This window comes from Rhodanobacter sp. FW106-PBR-R2A-2-24 (assembly GCF_058789615.1).
On sequence record NZ_JBYTBV010000002.1, the window covers coordinates 1444963 to 1460457 of the forward strand.

Here is a 15495-nt window from a genome sequence, read left to right on the forward strand (position 1 = left end):
CCTTGCTGCTGCATTGCAGCAGCCGGTGGCGTATCCTAGCGGGCTTTCTCCATTCCCAATCGCGCAAGGACATCCCCCATGGGTCTGCATCTGGTCAAAGCCGGCCGCAACGTGCCGGACGAAATCAACGTCATCATCGAAATCCCCAAGGATGCCGAACCGGTCAAGTACGAGGTGGAAAAGGAATCCGGCGCGATCTTCGTCGACCGCATCCTCTCCACGCCGATGCGCTATCCCTGCAACTACGGCTACGTGCCGCGCACCCTGGGCGGCGACGGCGACCCGCTGGATGCCGTGGTGATCCTGCCGCTGCCGCTGGCGGTGGGTTCGGTGATCCGCTGCCACCCGGTGGGCATGCTGAAGATGACCGACGAAGCCGGCGCCGACGAGAAGCTGGTGGTGATCCCCTCGCCCAAGGTGTTCCCCGGCTACGCCCACATCGACGACATGAAGGGCGTGTCGCCGCACTGGCTGCAGCGCATCGGCCACTTCTTCGAGCACTACAAGGATCTCGAACCCGGCAAATGGGTGAAGGTGGACGGCTGGGTCGGCGCCGAGGAAGCCAAGGCGGTGATCCGCGACGGCATCGCGCGCTACGAAGCCGGCAAGGCCTGATCCGCCCTTCTCCAATGCGCGTCACGGCGACGTGACGCGCATTTTTTGTGCGTCGCGCGGCTCCCGTCGGCGGATAATGGCGCGTGTCCGTCGCCGGGAGCCGCCATGCAAGCCATCGCCCTCACCCGCCACCTGCCCATCGACGATCCCGCTGCGCTGCTTGCGGTGGAGCTGCCCACGCCCGTGCCCGGACCGCACGATCTGCTGGTGCGCGTGGAGGCCGTCTCGGTGAATCCGGTCGACACCAAGCTGCGCGCGCGCCAAGGGCCGGAGGAAGACCCGCCGCGCGTGCTCGGCTTCGATGCTGCCGGCACGGTCGAGGCGGTAGGCGCGGCCGTCGCCGGCTACGCACCGGGCGATCGCGTGTACTACGCCGGCGACGTCTCCCGGCCCGGCAGCAACGCGCAATTCCAGCTGGTCGACCCGCAACTGGTCGCCGTGATGCCGCGCGTGCTGGACTTCGCCCAGGCCGCCGCGCTGCCGCTGGTGGCGCTCACTGCGTGGGAGCTGCTGTTCCAGCGCATGCCCTTTCACAGCGAACGCGGCGGCGCCGGCAAAAGCCTGCTGGTGATCGGCGGCGCCGGCGGCGTGGGCTCCATCGCCATCCAGCTCGCGCACCGCGCCGGCTTCTGCGTGATCGCCACCGCCTCGCGCCCCGAAAGCACCGACTGGTGCCGCGCCATGGGCGCCCGCCACGTCATCGACCACCACGCGCCGCTCGCGCCGCAACTGGCTGCGCTGGGCTACGCCCACGTCGATGCCGCCATCAACCTCGCCGACACCGACCGCTACTGGGACGCGCTGGGCGAACTGCTCGCCCCGCAAGGTCACGTCGGCCTGATCGTGGAGCCGCGCGGCGCGCTGAAGATCGGCGACCCATACAAGGCCAAGTGCATCGGCATCCACTGGGAATTCATGTTCGCCCGCGCGCGCTTCGGCACGCCGGACATGGCCGAACAAGGCAACATCCTCGCGCGCGTGGCGGCGCTCATCGATGCCGGCGTGCTGCAGAGCATCTGCCGCGAGACGCTCGCCCCGATCAACGTCGCCAACCTGCGCGAGGCACACCGCCAACTGGAATCGGGCCGCAGCATCGGCAAGCTCAGCCTCGCTGGCTGGTAAGAGCCTGACCTGCATCAGGGCAGCGCGCGCCAGCGCGCGCGAGACTTCCGCGTGTCCCCTTCCATGTGAATCCCATGTCCGACCAAGCCCGTATTCCCGACGGCAGCAAGTTCGTGAGCCCACAGGGCACCCGTGCGGTGAAGGGCGGCCAGAAGCCCAATGCGCACAGCCATGCGCCCGACGTCGGCCACAAGCCGCCGTGGCTGCGCGTGAAGCTGCCCAGCGGCGCGCGCTACGAAGAGGTCGCCAACATCGTGCGCACGCACCAGCTCAACACCGTGTGCGCCGAATCCAAGTGCCCCAACATCGCCGAGTGCTGGGGCCGCGGCACCGCCACGTTGATGCTGATGGGCTCGGTGTGCACGCGCGCGTGCAAGTTCTGCTCGGTCTCCACCGGCAACCCGAACGGCTGGCTCGACCCGCTGGAGCCGGTCAAGGTGGCCGATGCGGTGGCGCTGATGGGGCTCAAGTACGTGGTGCTCACCTCGGTGGATCGCGACGACCTCGCCGACGGCGGCGCCGCGCACTACGCGGCCTGCGTGAAGGCCATCCACCAGCGCTCGCCCGACACCGCGGTGGAGGCGCTCACCCCCGATTTCGCCGGCAACCATGCCAGCGTCGCCACCGTGCTCGACGCCGGCCTGGCCACCTACGCGCAGAACCTGGAAACCGTGCGCCGCCTCACCCACCCGGTGCGCGACCCGCGCGCGGGCTACGAACAGACCCTGGGCGTGCTGGCCTTCGCCAAGCGTCACGCGCCCAAAACACTCACCAAGACAAGCTTGATGCTCGGCCTGGGCGAAACCGATGCCGAAGTCGAGCAGGCGCTGGACGACATGCGCGCGGCCAATGTGGACGTGGTCACCCTGGGCCAGTACATGCGGCCCAGTCCGCACCACCTGCCGGTGGAGCGCTTCGTCACCCCGGACGAATTCCGTGCCTATCGCGAACTGGCGCTGGGCAAGGGCTTCGTGGAAGCGGTCGCCGGGCCGCTGGTGCGTTCGAGTTATCGCGCCGAACGCGTGCTGGAGCACAACAACCTGGGGCTGTGACCCGCGGCGCGACGGGCCGGCCCATCACGATGCCGCGAGGCATCAGGAGGTCGTCATGATCGCCGTTCGCCAAGACCCATTGCAGACTCCCATGGACAAGTCCGCCGCCCGTTGCGACGCCTGGGGCCACATCACGCGCAAGGAATGCGAGGAACGCATCGACGAGGAGCTGGACGAAAGCTTCCCCGCCAGCGACCCACCGAGCTGGGTGCAAGGCACCGCCCCACTGCCGCACTGACCGACGTCCCGAGGAGGATGGCATGGAACACCCGATGTACCCGCAAGCCAATGCGGAGCTGGCGAAGAAACGCCGCGAGCTGGCGCCCAAGCCGCTGGAGGCGTTCCGCGCCTTCAGCGCCGCGGTGTTCGCCGACGGCGCCCTGCCCAACGTCACCAAGCAGCTGATCGCGGTGGCGGTGGCCCACGTCACCCAGTGCCCGTACTGCATCAAGGGCCACACCGCCGAGGCACTCAAGCAGGGCGCCAGCGAGGCGCAGATCATGGAGGCGATCTGGGTGGCGGCCGAGATGCGTGCCGGCGGCGCCTACGCGCACGCCAACCTCGCGCTGGACACCATGCTGCAGCACAGCCACCCGGAGGCCTGAGATGGCTACGCGCTACACCGGCGTTTCCGCCAGCATCCTCGACGCCGTGGGCGACACCCCGCTCATGGAAATCGAGGGCATCTTCGCCAAGCTGGAGTTCCTGAACCCCTCCGGCTCGGTCAAGGCACGCATCGCCAAGTACATGGTCGAGAAGGCCGAGCGCGAAGGCCGGCTCAAGCCCGGCGACACCATCGTGGAAGCCACCAGCGGCAACACCGGCAATGCGTTCTCGATGGTCGCCGCCGCCAAGGGCTACCGCATGCTGGTGGTGATGCCCGAAGGACTTTCCGGTGAGCGCGTGGCGATCTCGCGCGCGTTCGGCGCCGAGGTGCTGTTCTGCGGCAACTTCCACGTGGACGCCGCGCTCAAGCGCGCCCGCGAGCTGGGCCAGCAGCCAGGTTTCTTCCACCCCGGCCAGTTCGAGTCGGAATGGAACGTGGAGGAGAACCGCGAGATCCTCGGCCCCGAGATCCTCGCCCAATTGCCCGCTGGCCGCGTACCCGATGCGCTGGTGCTGGGCGTGGGCACCGGCGGCACCCTGATCGGCGTGGGCCAGGCCTTCCGCGCGGCGAATCCCAAGGTGCGGCTGTTCGCGATGGAGCCGTCCGAAAGCTGCACCATCCTGTGCGGCGAGGTGGCCACGCACGCCATCGAGGGCATTTCCGACGGCTTCGTGCCCGGCATCTTCCAGCGGCACAAGAATCAGGTAAACGACCTGCTGAGCGTATCCAGCGCCGATGCGGTGGACGAGATGAAACGCCTGGCGCGTGGTTACGGCATCTTCTGCGGGCCCAGCTCGGGCGCGCACCTGCTCGCCGCCAAACGCGTGCGCGAGCACTACCCCGAACTCCAGACCGTGGTCACGGTGTTCTGCGACGAAGGCGAGAAATACCTGCACGAGTATTTCATGCCCGCTGCCGCGCCCGACGTCGGCGCGGCGCACTTCCGCTGACGCGGCCAGCGCCGCGCGATACAGGCTCTCAGCGCGGCGCGTAGGCGCGCAGGAAGGTGGCCACGCCGGCGCGCGCGGTGGCCTCGATCTCGGCGGCGTAGCTCTCGGTGCAATCCACGCAGCCGAACATGCGGCGCATGAACAGGTCGCCCTTGATGAGCGCGAAGAACTGCACGCAGGCGCGCGGCACCTCGTCGACGGCCAGCTGGCCGGCGTCGACCATGCGTTGCAGCAGGCGTTCCATCAGTGCATGCGTGCGCAAGGTACCCTCTTCCCACAGCAGGCGGCCGAAGCGCGGATTGCCCTGCCGGCAATCGCCGAGGATGGCGCGGAAGGTGCCCACCGTCTCCGCATCGCAATCCAGCCGCGCATGCGTCAGCGCCACGCGCAACAGGGTGTCCGCGACCGGCGTGGCGGGATCGAAGCCGTAGGTATCCTCGGGCAACAGGTCGTTGATGCGCGCACGGATCACCTCGCGGAACAGGTTGTCCTTGTCGCCGAAGTGGCTGTAGACGGTGAGCTTGGAGACGCCGGCCTCGGCCGCGATGGCGTCCATGCTGGTGCCGGCGAAGGCGTTGCGGATGAACAGCGCCTTGGCCGCGGCAAGAATCGCGGCGCGCTTCTCCATGTCCTTCGGGCGCCCTGGCCCCGGAACCTTGGCTGGCGCAGTGCTGTTCATGGCAAAACCTTTCCAAATCGGGTCACGCGTTTTATTATACGCGTCGGTACATTTATTTCAAAACGGCCTGCCTCCCACCTGTCCGCGGACAGGGCCGCCGGCATGACTTGCGTCAGATCGTCGCGATGACTTCCGGCACTTCGTGAAACGCCGCGCTGGCCGCAGTCTAGTCATTGTCGAGGCAGGCCCAAGCCCCTATCCTTCTTGGTCTTTTTCGATACCCACGGAACCTGGCAGACATGGCGATGAACTTCGAGCAGGCGCGGATCAACATGGTGGAAAGCCAGGTGCGCCCCTGGGAGGTGCTGGACGAGCGCGTACTCGACGTGCTCGGTCGCCTGCGCCGCGAGGATTTCGTCGCGGCCGAACATCGCCAGCTGGCTTTCGCCGACCTGTGCCTGCCGCTGGGCCATGGCGAGGTGATGATGAAACCGGTCGTGGAAGGCCGCCTGCTGCAGGCGCTGGGCCTGCAGGGCCATGAGCGCGTGCTGGAAATCGGCACCGGCTCGGGCTTCTTCGCCGCCTGCCTCGCCAAGCTCGCGGACACGGTGGAGAGCGTGGATATCCATGCCGACTTCACCACCACGGCCAGTGCCCACCTGGCCACCGCCGGCATCGATGGCGTGCGCCTGCACACCGGCGAGGCGGTACGCGACTGGCAGCCCGATGGCCGCTTCGACGTGCTGGTCGCCACCGGTGCCGTGGCGCGCGTCCCGTCGCGCTGGTTCGCTTGGCTCAAGCCCGGCGGTCGCCTGCTGGCGATCCGTGGCCAATCCCCCGCGCAGGAAGTCGTGCTCGTCACGCACGAGGCCGAAGGCCGTCAGCGCGAGGAAAGCCTGTTTGAAACCGATCTGCCCTATCTCGCCCACGCCGCCCCGGCGGCGCGCTTCGCGTTCTGACGCCCCCATCCCCACGAGGCACCCCATGCGTTTGAAGCTGCTCACTCTGGCACTGTCGCTGGCCGCCATTTCGCTGCCCAGCCACGGCGAAGACCTGCTCGACGCCTACCGCGACGCACGCGCCAACGACCCGGTGCTGGCCCAGGCCGATGCCACGCGCCTGGCCACCGGCGAAGGCGTGAACCAGGCCCGCGCGCTGTTCCTGCCGCAGATCAACGGCAGCCTGTCGCTGAGCCAGTCCAACGGCGGCAGCGGCGGACGCCTGCAGGATCCGAACAACCCCAGCCAGTTCATCAGCACCAGCGCCTTCGGCCACAGCCGCACGCGCAGCTTGAACGCCAACCTCAGCCAGACCGTGTTCGACTTCTCCAAGTACGCCAACCTCAAGGCGGCGCACGCCTCGGCGAACGCACAGGACCAGCTCTACCAGGCCGCGCTGCAGAACCTCTACGTGCGCGTGACCGGCGCCTACTTCACCGTGCTCACCGCCGAGGACCAGCTCGCCTTCGCCAAGGCCAACGAAGACGCCTACAAGCAGCAGTACGACCAGTCCAACCAGCGCTACAAGGTAGGCCTGTCGGCGATCACCGACGTCTACCAGGCCAAGAGCTACTACGAGGGCGCCAAGGCGCAGACCATCGCCGCGCAGAATGCGCTGGACAACGACCGCGAGGCGCTCAGCCAGATCACCGGCAAGCCCACCGGCAACCTGAAGAAGCTGCGCGACGACCTGCCGATGGGCGCGCCCGACCCGACCGACCCGGATGCCTGGGTGAAGCGCGCGCTGGCCGACAACCCCGACCTCCTGGCGCAGCAGCAGAACGTCGCCGCCGCCGAGCAGAATGTTGTGTCCGCGCGTTCGGATCACCTGCCCACCCTCACCGCCAGCGTCAACTACGGCAAGAGCGCCAGCTGGTATGAGAATGCCGCGATCCACTCCAACATGCCGGCTTCCACCACGGTGGGCCTCACGCTCAACGTGCCGATCTTCTCCGGCGGCGCCACCCAGTCGCGTGTGCGCCAATCCATCTACAACCGCGACGCCGCGCAGGACTCGGAAGAAATCCAGCGCCGCCAGGTGAAGGCCAACACGCTGAACTACTACCGTTCGGTGCTGGCCGGCATCAGCCAGGTGGAATCGGGCAAGGCCGCGGTGGACTCGGCGCAGAAGGCGCTGGAGGCCACCCGCGCCGGTTTCGAGGTGGGTACGCAGACCATGGTCAACGTGCTTCTGGCCATCCAGACGCTGACCCAGGCCGAAAGCTCCTACTCGCAGGCGCGCCACCAGCTGGTGCTGAACCGCTTGCTGCTCAAGCAGAGCGCCGGCAGCGCCGCCCTGAACGACCTGCAGGACATCAACGCCCTGCTGCGGTAAGCCTCGATGTCACCGCGCGCGAAGGCCGGGCCAAGCCCGGCCTTCGTCGTTGCAGGCACCCGCCCGCCAACGCCTCACTCCTGCAGGCGCGCATCCACCAGCTGCATCAGCCGCGCGGTGGCGCCGCTTTCCTGCTCGAACACCCGCTGCGCCGCCTGCCCCATCGCCAACCGCGCGGGGGCGTCGCGCAGGAGCTGCAGCACGGCCGCGGCCAGCTCGGCCGCATCGCCGACACGCCGCGCGCCGCCGCGTTCGATCAGGCTGTCGGTGATCTCCTGGAAATTGAAGGTGTGCGGCCCCACCAGCACCGGCGTGCCCAGCGCCGCCGGCTCCAGCACGTTGTGGCCACCGATCGGCACCAGGCTGCCGCCCACGAAAGCCAGCCCCGCCGCCGCGAAATACGGCATCAGCTGCCCCATCGCATCGATCACGAACACCTGATGGGACGGCGAGGGCTGGCCGTCCACGCCGTGACTGCCGGCGACGAACCCCAGGTGGCGCACGGCGTGCTCCACCGGGCGGAAGCGCTCGGGGTGGCGCGGCGCCATCAGCAGCAAGGCCTCGGGAAGCTGCTTGAGCACGGCCAGATGCGCCTCCAGCACGGCCTGCTCCTCGCCCTCGTGCGTGCTGGCGGCGATCCACGTCGGCCGCGCCGCGCCCCAGTGTTCGCGCAGGCCGATGCGGGCCGCCAGCGCCGCCGCCGGCACCGGCATGTCGTATTTCAGGTTGCCGCACACCAGCACGCGGTCGGGCGGCGCGCCGATCAGTCGGTAGCGCGCCGCGTCCGCGTGCGACTGCGCCGCCACCGCATCCACGCAAGCCAGCGCCGCGCGCACCATGCCGCGCAACGGGCGCGGCCGATAGCCACGCAGCGAGCGTTCGGACAGGCGCGCGTTGACGATCATCAGCGGCACGCCACGGCGACGGCAGGCGAAGAACAGGTTCGGCCAGATTTCGGTTTCCACGATCAGCGCCAGTCGCGGGCGCACCGCCTTGAGAAAGCGGTTCACCGCGTAGGGCAGGTCGTAAGGCAGGTAAACGTGGAACACGCTGTCGCCGAACAGCTGCTGCACCCGCGCGGTGCCGGTGGGCGTCACCGTGGTCACCACCAGCGGCGCGCCGGGATAATCGCGCTTGAGCGCCTTGATGAGCGGCACGGCGGCGTTCACCTCGCCCACCGATACCGCGTGCACCCACAGGCTGCCGGCCACGCCCGGTGGCGTCTTGAAGAAACCGAAGCGCTCGGCCCAGCGCCAGTAATAGGGCCGCGAACGAAAACCGCGCAGTGCCAGCCGCAGCACGATCAGCGGCGTGACCAGGTACATCGCAAGGGTGTAGAGGAAGCGCACGGCGGGCTCCGCAGGCGGCCGTCAAGTGTAAGGGGGCGTCCACTACAATGCGACGGATGCCCGGCACTCCACGCCCCACCTTCCAGCGCTCCCTGCTCGCGCCGCGCCACTGGCCGGCATGGCTGGGCGTGGGGGTGATCTGGCTGATCGCCTGCCTGCCCTACCGCGCCCTGATGCGGCTGGGCGGCGCGCTGGGCACGCTGGTGCAGCGGCTGCCTTCGGCCAGGCGCAAGGTCGCCGCCATCAACGTGGCGCGCTGCTTTCCCACGCTGGATACCAAGGCGCAAGCCGCGCTGGTCGACGCCCACCTGCACGACCTCGGCCTGATGCTCACCGAATTCGCGCTGGGCTGGCTGGGCAGCGACCGCGCCATCGCGCGCGTGCCGGTCACCATCGAGGGGCTGGAACACCTAGCCGCCGCCCACGCGCAGGGCCGCGGCGTGCTGCTGGTGGGCGGGCACTTCTCACACCTGGAGCTGTGCGCGCGACTGGTGTCGCGGCGCATCGGCATCGCTGGCATGTACCGCAAGATGGATTCGGCCGTGTTCGAATGGGTGGTGCTGCGCGCGCGGCTGGGCTACGCCACCGCGATGTTCGACAAGGATGACATCCGCGGCACGGTGAAATACCTGCGCGCCGGCGGCACGCTGTGGTACGCGCCCGACCAGGACATGCGCAGCAAGGACAACGCCTTCGTGCCCTTCTTCGGCGAGATTGCCGCCACCATCACCGCCACCCACCATCTGGCGCGGCTGTCCGGCGCCGCGGTGATCCCGTTCTTCCACCGCCGCTTGCCCGACGGCCGTGGCTACGCCATGCGGCTGGGCGCGCCGTTGGCCGATTTCCCCGGCACCGATGCGATCGCCGACACCGCGCGCATCAACACCTGCATCGAGGCCATGGTGCGCGAAGCGCCCGCACAATACCTGTGGGTGCACAAGCGCTTCAAGACCCGTCCACCCGGCGTGCCCGGCCTGTACTGAAACCCCGAAAGCTGGCGCAAAGCTTGCCCGGTCATGCTGCGCGTCGTCGTCCCCGCGGCCCACCTGCGCATGCGCCACCTCCTGTCTTCTCTCCGCCACCGCACCGACTGGCGTGGCGGCACGCCCAAACGGGCGCTGTACGCCGCCAAATACCTCGCGCGCAGCCTGTGCCACCACCGGCTGCACGCCGACTGGCTGGCCTTCCTGCACGACGAGCCGCGCATGCGCGCGATGCTGGCGCACGACCCGCGCCTGCTGGAACGCCCCCAGCACGATTACATCAACCGCCGGCTCGACGTCACCGCGCGTTACGCCATCATCCGCGACCATTACGACTTCGTGCTGGCGCGTTTCCCGGCGGAGCTGATGCGGCAGATGTATCTGGACGGCCGCAGCCGGCTCGGCACGTTGACGCTCAAGGACGGCCGCGCGCTCGCCCTCGAGTTGCGCCGCCCCACCGGCCGCAGCCGCGAGGGCGAGCTGGCGCTGTATCTCGCCGACGCCGAAGGCCGTGCGCTGTCCTCGCTCATCTTCACCTTCGCCGACGACGGCCGCCGCCTGCTGCTGGGCTGCCTGCAGGGTGCCGCCGCCGAACTGGGCCGCGACGCCGTGCGCGAGCTGACCCGGCTATGCCACGGCCTGCGCCCGAAGAACCTGCTGCTGTCGATGCTGCTGGGCTGCGCGCCACACCTCGGTGTGGAGCGCGTGCGCGGCGTGGGCAACGCCGCCCATCCCTTTGCCGGCACCCCGGGCAAGATCAAGGCCGACTACGACAGCTTCTGGCTGGAGAACGACGGCCTCGCCCACGCGGACGGCTTCTACGACCTTCCCCCGCACGAGCCGCTGCGCGACATCCAGGAAGTCGACAGCAAGCATCGCAGCGCCTTCCGCAAGCGCGAGGCGCTGCGCGAGGAGGCTACGCGGCTGCTGTGGCGGGCGCTGGCCGAAACGCCCCCGCTCGCGATGACCGGCTGAACCCTGCGACCGTCGCTCCGGCAGCCCTCCAGGCAGGCCTGCACCGCCGCCAGCGCGACGCTATTTTTTGCCTGCTCGCAATAATTTGAAGAACGTTCTTGCGTTTCACAGCTCCCCCGATCATCCGTCTACACTCGGCCGGACGGCTGTTCACCGAGCCACCCTGAAAGACCAGCGCGCGGGCACCGACAGCCCGCCACTGCCACCGCAGTCCTACCAAAACACGGGGAAACCGAAGTACATGAGCAAGTTCACTTTGCGGCCGCTGCCGCTGGCGCTGGCCTGCCTGCTGGCGCCGTTCCACCACGCCGTCGCCGCCGACGCCAACACCAGCGTGAGCATCCCGCTGGATCTGATCCAGGAAAACTACGGCGGCGGCCAGTACGGCTACCGGCTGGGCATCAACGTGGGCGTCAACGGTGCCACGCCGGAGGAATACCTGTTCGACACCGGCTCGGATTCCTTCAACATCGATGTCGGCCACGGCTCCCCGGCGTGGTTCCCCACCCAGCCGGGCGCACCGCAGAGCGCGCCCTATGCCTACCTGTACGGCGACGGCACCTACGGCTACTGGCAAACCTCCACCACGGTCGCCAGCGTGCAGTTCTACAACTCGTCCACCGGCGCCCAGGCCGCCAACTACGCCACACCCACGGGCCTGCCCGTGGCGACGGCCACTGACTGGATGGTCACCCCGCAAAGCGCCGGCGGCGACACGCTCGGGCCAGTCATCACCACGCAAAACGGCGTCACGCTGTACCAGGATCTCACCTGGCAGCAGAACCTCGACCAGGGCCAGGCACCGGAAGAAGGCATCTTTTACGGCACCTTCGGCGCCGGCGACTTCGGCAACGGCGTGACCGGCTCGCTGACCAACAGCGGCTACATCGTCGAGGCCAACGGCACCGGCAAGGCGCCCGGCGCCTGCGCCAAGGCCTGCCTGATCGAAGGCCTCACGCCCGCCCTGCGCGCGCAGTTCCTGAGCGTGGTGCCATGGCTGCCCACCCAGGGCCAGACCACCCCGTTCCCGCTGTCGGGCGCGCCGTCGGCCTACCAGTTCGACACCGCCTTCCTGTACACGCTCACCGACAGCAAGGGCAACAGCGTCAGCGCGCCGATGATGACGCTGTTCGACACCGGCACGCCCAACATCATGCTGATCGACAACGGCGACCTCGGCCTGGCAAGCACCGAGCAGGCCGCCGGCAACATCAACGCCAACGGCAATCTGGTACCCGGCATCACGCTCACCGCCACCGGCCTCGCCGTCACCGCCAACGGCCTGGTCATCTCCGGCCTGCCGGCTTCGGTGACCAGCGGCGACGACAGCCAGGGTGACTACAGCAACGTGGTCACACTCGGCGCCTACGGCGGCTTCCCCGATGCGGCGATCTACGGCCTGTCGTTCTTCATGAACAACGCGGTGATGTTCGACCTCGCCAACCAGGCCACCGCGTACACGCCGTTCTACATCTCCACCGCCGACATCACCACCGGCTTCACGGTGACGCCGGACATGGGCCCGCTGGGCCTGGCCGGCACGATCTCCGGCACCGGCCCGTTCCAGGTCGCCACCGGCGGCATCGCCGACCTTTCCGGCACCAACACCTATACCGGCGCCACCCTCGTCGCCAGCAGGGGCTGGCTGGCGCTGGCCGGCCCAGGCAGCATCGCCGCCTCGTCCGATGTGCACGTGGACGGCATCTTCGACATCTCGCGCACCTGGCAGACCACCACGGTGCAGTCGCTCTCCGGCACCGGCCTCGTGCAACTGGGCGGCACCACGCTCGACCTCACCAGCGCCAGCGGCAACTTCGCCGGCCAGATCGCGGATAGCGGCATCGGCGGCGGCACGGGCGGCCGGCTGATTGTGTCCAGTGGCCACGAAACGCTCAGCGGCGCCAACACCTTCACCGGCGCCACCGGCATCAGCGCACCGGCCACCCTCGACGTGGAAGGTTCGCTGGCCAGCGGCGCGGTCAACCTCGGCACGCTGATCGATAACGGCAGCATCGGCGGCAACGTGGTCAACGGCGGCCTGCTCGCCGGCCACGGCAGCATCGGCGGCAGCCTGGCAGCCACCGGCATCGTGGCGCCCGGCACCGGTGCCGGGCAGTACCAGACCCTCAGCGTGGGCGGCAACTTCACGCAGAGCGCCGGCTCGGCCTATCTGGTGCAGCTCAACCCGGCCCAGCCCGGCAACTCCAGCCTGCTCTCGGTGGCGGGCAGCGCGACGCTCAGCGCCGGCGCCGGCATCGGCCTGGCGGCCGCTCCCTGGGGCCTGTACCAGGTCGGCTCGCGTTACACCGTGCTCAATGCGGCGCAGGGCCTCAGCGGCAGCTACCAGTTGGCCGGCATGACCGCGCTCAGCGCCGTACTCGGCATCACGCCCAGCTACGACGCCAGCCACGTCTACCTGACCGTGGCCCAGCTGCGTCCGCTGACCGCCATCGCCGGCACGCGCAACGAAACGGCGGTGCTGGCCGCGGCGCAAGGCATGCCTGCCTCCGCCAGCATCTTCACCGCGCTCGCCAACCTGCCCACCGACACGGCGATCCGCGCGGCGGCCGACCAGGTTTCCGGCGAAATCCACGCCACCACGCAAGGCGTGCTGCTGGAAGACAGCCGTTACGTGCGCGATGCGGTCACCAACCGCCTGCGTCAGGCCGGCGAAGGCGCCACGGCTGGCGGCCCGGCCGTGCAGCAGGGCCAAGGCGACCTGGCCTGGTGGGGACAGTTCATCGGCAGCTGGGGCCACGGTGACAACGACGGCAACGCCGCCACCACGAAGCACACCAGCGGCGGCTTCCTGGTCGGTGCGGACCATACCTTGGGCGAACAAGGGCACTTGGGTGCGGCGGCGGGTTATACGCAGACATCGATCAACTCACCGGCCCGCGCCGCGTCGGCCTCCAGCCGCGATCTCGACCTCAGCGTCTATGCCGGCACCCAGCTCGGCCATCTCGGCCTGCGCGCCGGCGCCGCCTGGGGCTGGCACGCGCTCGACACCACCCGCATGGTCACCGTGCCCGGTCTCGCCGGACACGCGCTCAGCCACTACAACGCCGACACGGCCCAGGTGTTCGCCGAGGCCGGTTACCGGCTCGACGTCAAGCACTCCACGTTCGAGCCCTTCGTGCAGGCGGCCCAGGTGCACCTGCACAGCGACGGCTTCCAGGAGCACGGCGGCGCGGCGAATCTTGCCGGCAGCAGCGCCAGCCGCACGATCAGCTACAGCACGCTGGGTGCACGCATGGCCACCAGCTTCCCGTTCCATGGCAACCAGCAGTTGAGCCTGCACGGCATGCTGGGCTGGCGCCGCGCCTGGAACCATCTGGCCACGGCCACCTCGATGACGTTCGCCAGTGGCGGCCCGTCGTTCGTGGTGAACGGCCTGCCGATCGCGCGCAACGCCGTGGCGGCCGATGCCGGTCTGACCGTGCAGATCACCAGGGACGCCTCGTTCGACCTGTCCTGGCAGGGTCAGTTCGCCCACCGCGCGGTGGACAGCGGCTTCCGCGGCGGCTTCAACTGGCGGTTCTGATCCACCCCGGCAACACGCCGACCCGGCCATGGACGGCCGGGCCCGGCGCCCGGTTCAAGCCTGCTCCTCGCGCACCCACAGCGCCGCGCACCACAGTCCCAGCAGCCAGGCGAACAGCAAGCCCCACCACGCCGAATAGAAGGCCAGATGGGTATTGAGCGGGAACAGCATCGCCCCCAGCGCCAGCGTCACGGGGAAGGCGCGCTCGCGGGCCACCGCGTCGACACGACGCCATGCGCGCAGCGCCAGCACCAGCGCGGCCAGCCATAGTGCCAGGCCGATGCACCCGGTTTCGGTGAGGATTTCCAGCACGATCTGATGCGCGTGGCAGGCGCCTTCGCCCACGCCGCAGGCTTCGGCCACCACGAAGTGGTCGCTGGCCGGCGCGAACTGCGGATAGGCGTAGCGGAACGCGCGCACGCCCACCCCGTTCCATGGATGCGCGGCGATCATCCCCAGGCTGTCGTGCCAGATCGACAACCGCCCGGTAAGCGCTTCGTTCAAGCCATGCCGGGTGCCCTGCAAGGCATCCAGCGTGCGCGCCATGCGCACCTCGAAACGCGTGGAGTAGCGCCACGCCAGTCCGCCCGCCACGGCCAGCGCCGCGCCGCCCAGCGCCATGAACAAGACAAAACGCCGCCACGAACGCGCCTCGCGCCAGGCCAAGCCCAGCGCCACCACGCCGTAGCACAGCCAGGCCGCGCGCGAACCGGCCAGCAGCACCGGGCCAAGCACCAGCGCAAAGGCCACGAGCAAGCCGGGCAACCCCCAGCGCCGCCGCGCGGCCCACAGTGCGAAGGGCGACAACACCGCCAGCGTGGGGCCAAGTTTCAGGTTCTTCGCGCCGAAGATGCCCGACAGCCGTTCGGCTTCGGCATGGCCGCCCAGGCTCCAGCCGGTGAAGGCCTGCAGCCAGGCATCCAGCACCCACCATGCCAGCACGCCAGCCACGGCGAGATACAGGGCCTCGAGCTTGCCGGGACGGCGTATCGCAAAACAGGCGTACAGCCCCAGCGGCAGGTAGCGCAGCAGCGCGGCCACCGTGCCCCAGCTCTTGCCGGGCGCCACCGAGTCGAAGGCGGAAAGGCATGCCGCACCGAGGTAGGCGCCCAGCAACCAGAGCAGCAGGCGCGCGCCGGGATGGCCGCGCAACGCCTGCGGCTGGCGCGCGAAGAGCAGCACCACGCCCAGGCAGCAGAGCGCAGTGCCCAGCTCGCTGCTGCGTCCGAACGGCAGCAGCGCGACCACCAGCCAGAATGGCAGCAGCGGCGAGCGCAGGGCGGCCTTGAGGCCGGCGGTGAATGGAGTCATGCGACAAGCCGTGGCGGCAGGAATGCCGCATTGT

The 15495-nt window shown here is 69.2% G+C and carries 14 protein-coding genes; 11 read left to right on the top strand and 3 right to left on the bottom strand.

Annotation, left to right across the window (positions count from 1 at the left end; all coding sequences use genetic code 11):
* The first annotated feature begins 78 nt into the window (after positions 1–78).
* The 6 genes from ppa (at position 79) to AC3WQA_RS07895 (ending at position 4346) form a co-directional block, all read left to right on the top strand.
* Positions 79–615: an inorganic diphosphatase gene (gene ppa, locus AC3WQA_RS07870; protein ID WP_492674519.1), complete on the top strand. Its 537-nt coding sequence runs from the start codon at positions 79–81 to the stop codon at positions 613–615.
* A 105-nt stretch (positions 616–720) separates the two neighbouring features.
* The gene (locus tag AC3WQA_RS07875; protein WP_492674520.1) at positions 721–1737 is read left to right on the top strand and encodes a zinc-binding alcohol dehydrogenase family protein; all 1017 of its coding nucleotides are present in this window, start codon (positions 721–723) and stop codon (positions 1735–1737) included.
* A gap of 74 nt (positions 1738–1811) precedes the next feature.
* Entirely contained in the window at positions 1812–2789 is a 978-nt protein-coding gene (gene lipA, locus AC3WQA_RS07880) for a lipoyl synthase (RefSeq protein ID WP_492674521.1), read from the top strand.
* A gap of 55 nt (positions 2790–2844) precedes the next feature.
* Positions 2845–3027 (top strand): hypothetical protein, encoded by a 183-nt coding sequence (locus AC3WQA_RS07885; RefSeq protein ID WP_492674522.1) that lies wholly within the window; start codon positions 2845–2847, stop codon positions 3025–3027.
* 22 nt (positions 3028–3049) lie between these two features.
* Complete coding sequence (locus AC3WQA_RS07890; protein ID WP_492674523.1) at positions 3050–3394, top strand: carboxymuconolactone decarboxylase family protein; 345 nt, start codon at positions 3050–3052, stop codon at positions 3392–3394.
* 1 nt (position 3395) lies between these two features.
* Entirely contained in the window at positions 3396–4346 is a 951-nt protein-coding gene (locus tag AC3WQA_RS07895) for a PLP-dependent cysteine synthase family protein (protein ID WP_492674524.1), read from the top strand.
* A 28-nt stretch (positions 4347–4374) separates the two neighbouring features.
* Here the strand turns inward: AC3WQA_RS07895 and AC3WQA_RS07900 are convergent, their stop codons facing one another.
* On the bottom strand, positions 4375–5025 hold the full coding sequence (locus AC3WQA_RS07900) for a TetR/AcrR family transcriptional regulator (RefSeq protein WP_492674525.1): 651 nt from the start codon (positions 5023–5025) through the stop codon (positions 4375–4377).
* A 239-nt stretch (positions 5026–5264) separates the two neighbouring features.
* Here AC3WQA_RS07900 and AC3WQA_RS07905 point away from each other — a divergent pair, with 239 nt between their 5' ends.
* Entirely contained in the window at positions 5265–5924 is a 660-nt protein-coding gene (locus tag AC3WQA_RS07905; RefSeq protein ID WP_492674526.1) for a protein-L-isoaspartate O-methyltransferase family protein, read from the top strand.
* Between the two features lie 25 nt (positions 5925–5949).
* Entirely contained in the window at positions 5950–7299 is a 1350-nt protein-coding gene (locus AC3WQA_RS07910; RefSeq protein WP_492674527.1) for a TolC family outer membrane protein, read from the top strand.
* Positions 7300–7373: 74 nt separating this feature from the next.
* Here the strand turns inward: AC3WQA_RS07910 and waaA are convergent, their stop codons facing one another.
* Positions 7374–8648 (bottom strand): lipid IV(A) 3-deoxy-D-manno-octulosonic acid transferase, encoded by a 1275-nt coding sequence (gene waaA / locus AC3WQA_RS07915; protein ID WP_492674528.1) that lies wholly within the window; start codon positions 8646–8648, stop codon positions 7374–7376.
* Between the two features lie 47 nt (positions 8649–8695).
* Here waaA and lpxL point away from each other — a divergent pair, with 47 nt between their 5' ends.
* From lpxL to AC3WQA_RS07930, 3 genes are all read left to right on the top strand, one after another.
* Positions 8696–9631, top strand: a complete 936-nt coding sequence (gene lpxL, locus AC3WQA_RS07920; protein ID WP_492674529.1) for an LpxL/LpxP family Kdo(2)-lipid IV(A) lauroyl/palmitoleoyl acyltransferase — start codon at positions 8696–8698, stop codon at positions 9629–9631.
* Positions 9632–9664: 33 nt separating this feature from the next.
* On the top strand, positions 9665–10606 hold the full coding sequence (locus AC3WQA_RS07925; protein WP_492674530.1) for a VirK/YbjX family protein: 942 nt from the start codon (positions 9665–9667) through the stop codon (positions 10604–10606).
* 241 nt (positions 10607–10847) lie between these two features.
* A complete protein-coding gene (locus AC3WQA_RS07930) occupies positions 10848–14150 on the top strand; it encodes an autotransporter outer membrane beta-barrel domain-containing protein (protein WP_492674531.1) in 3303 nt (1100 codons plus the stop codon).
* 54 nt (positions 14151–14204) lie between these two features.
* Here AC3WQA_RS07930 and AC3WQA_RS07935 read toward each other — a convergent pair whose 3' ends face one another.
* Entirely contained in the window at positions 14205–15461 is a 1257-nt protein-coding gene (locus tag AC3WQA_RS07935) for an O-antigen ligase family protein (protein ID WP_492674532.1), read from the bottom strand.
* Positions 15462–15495: the final 34 nt, after the last annotated feature.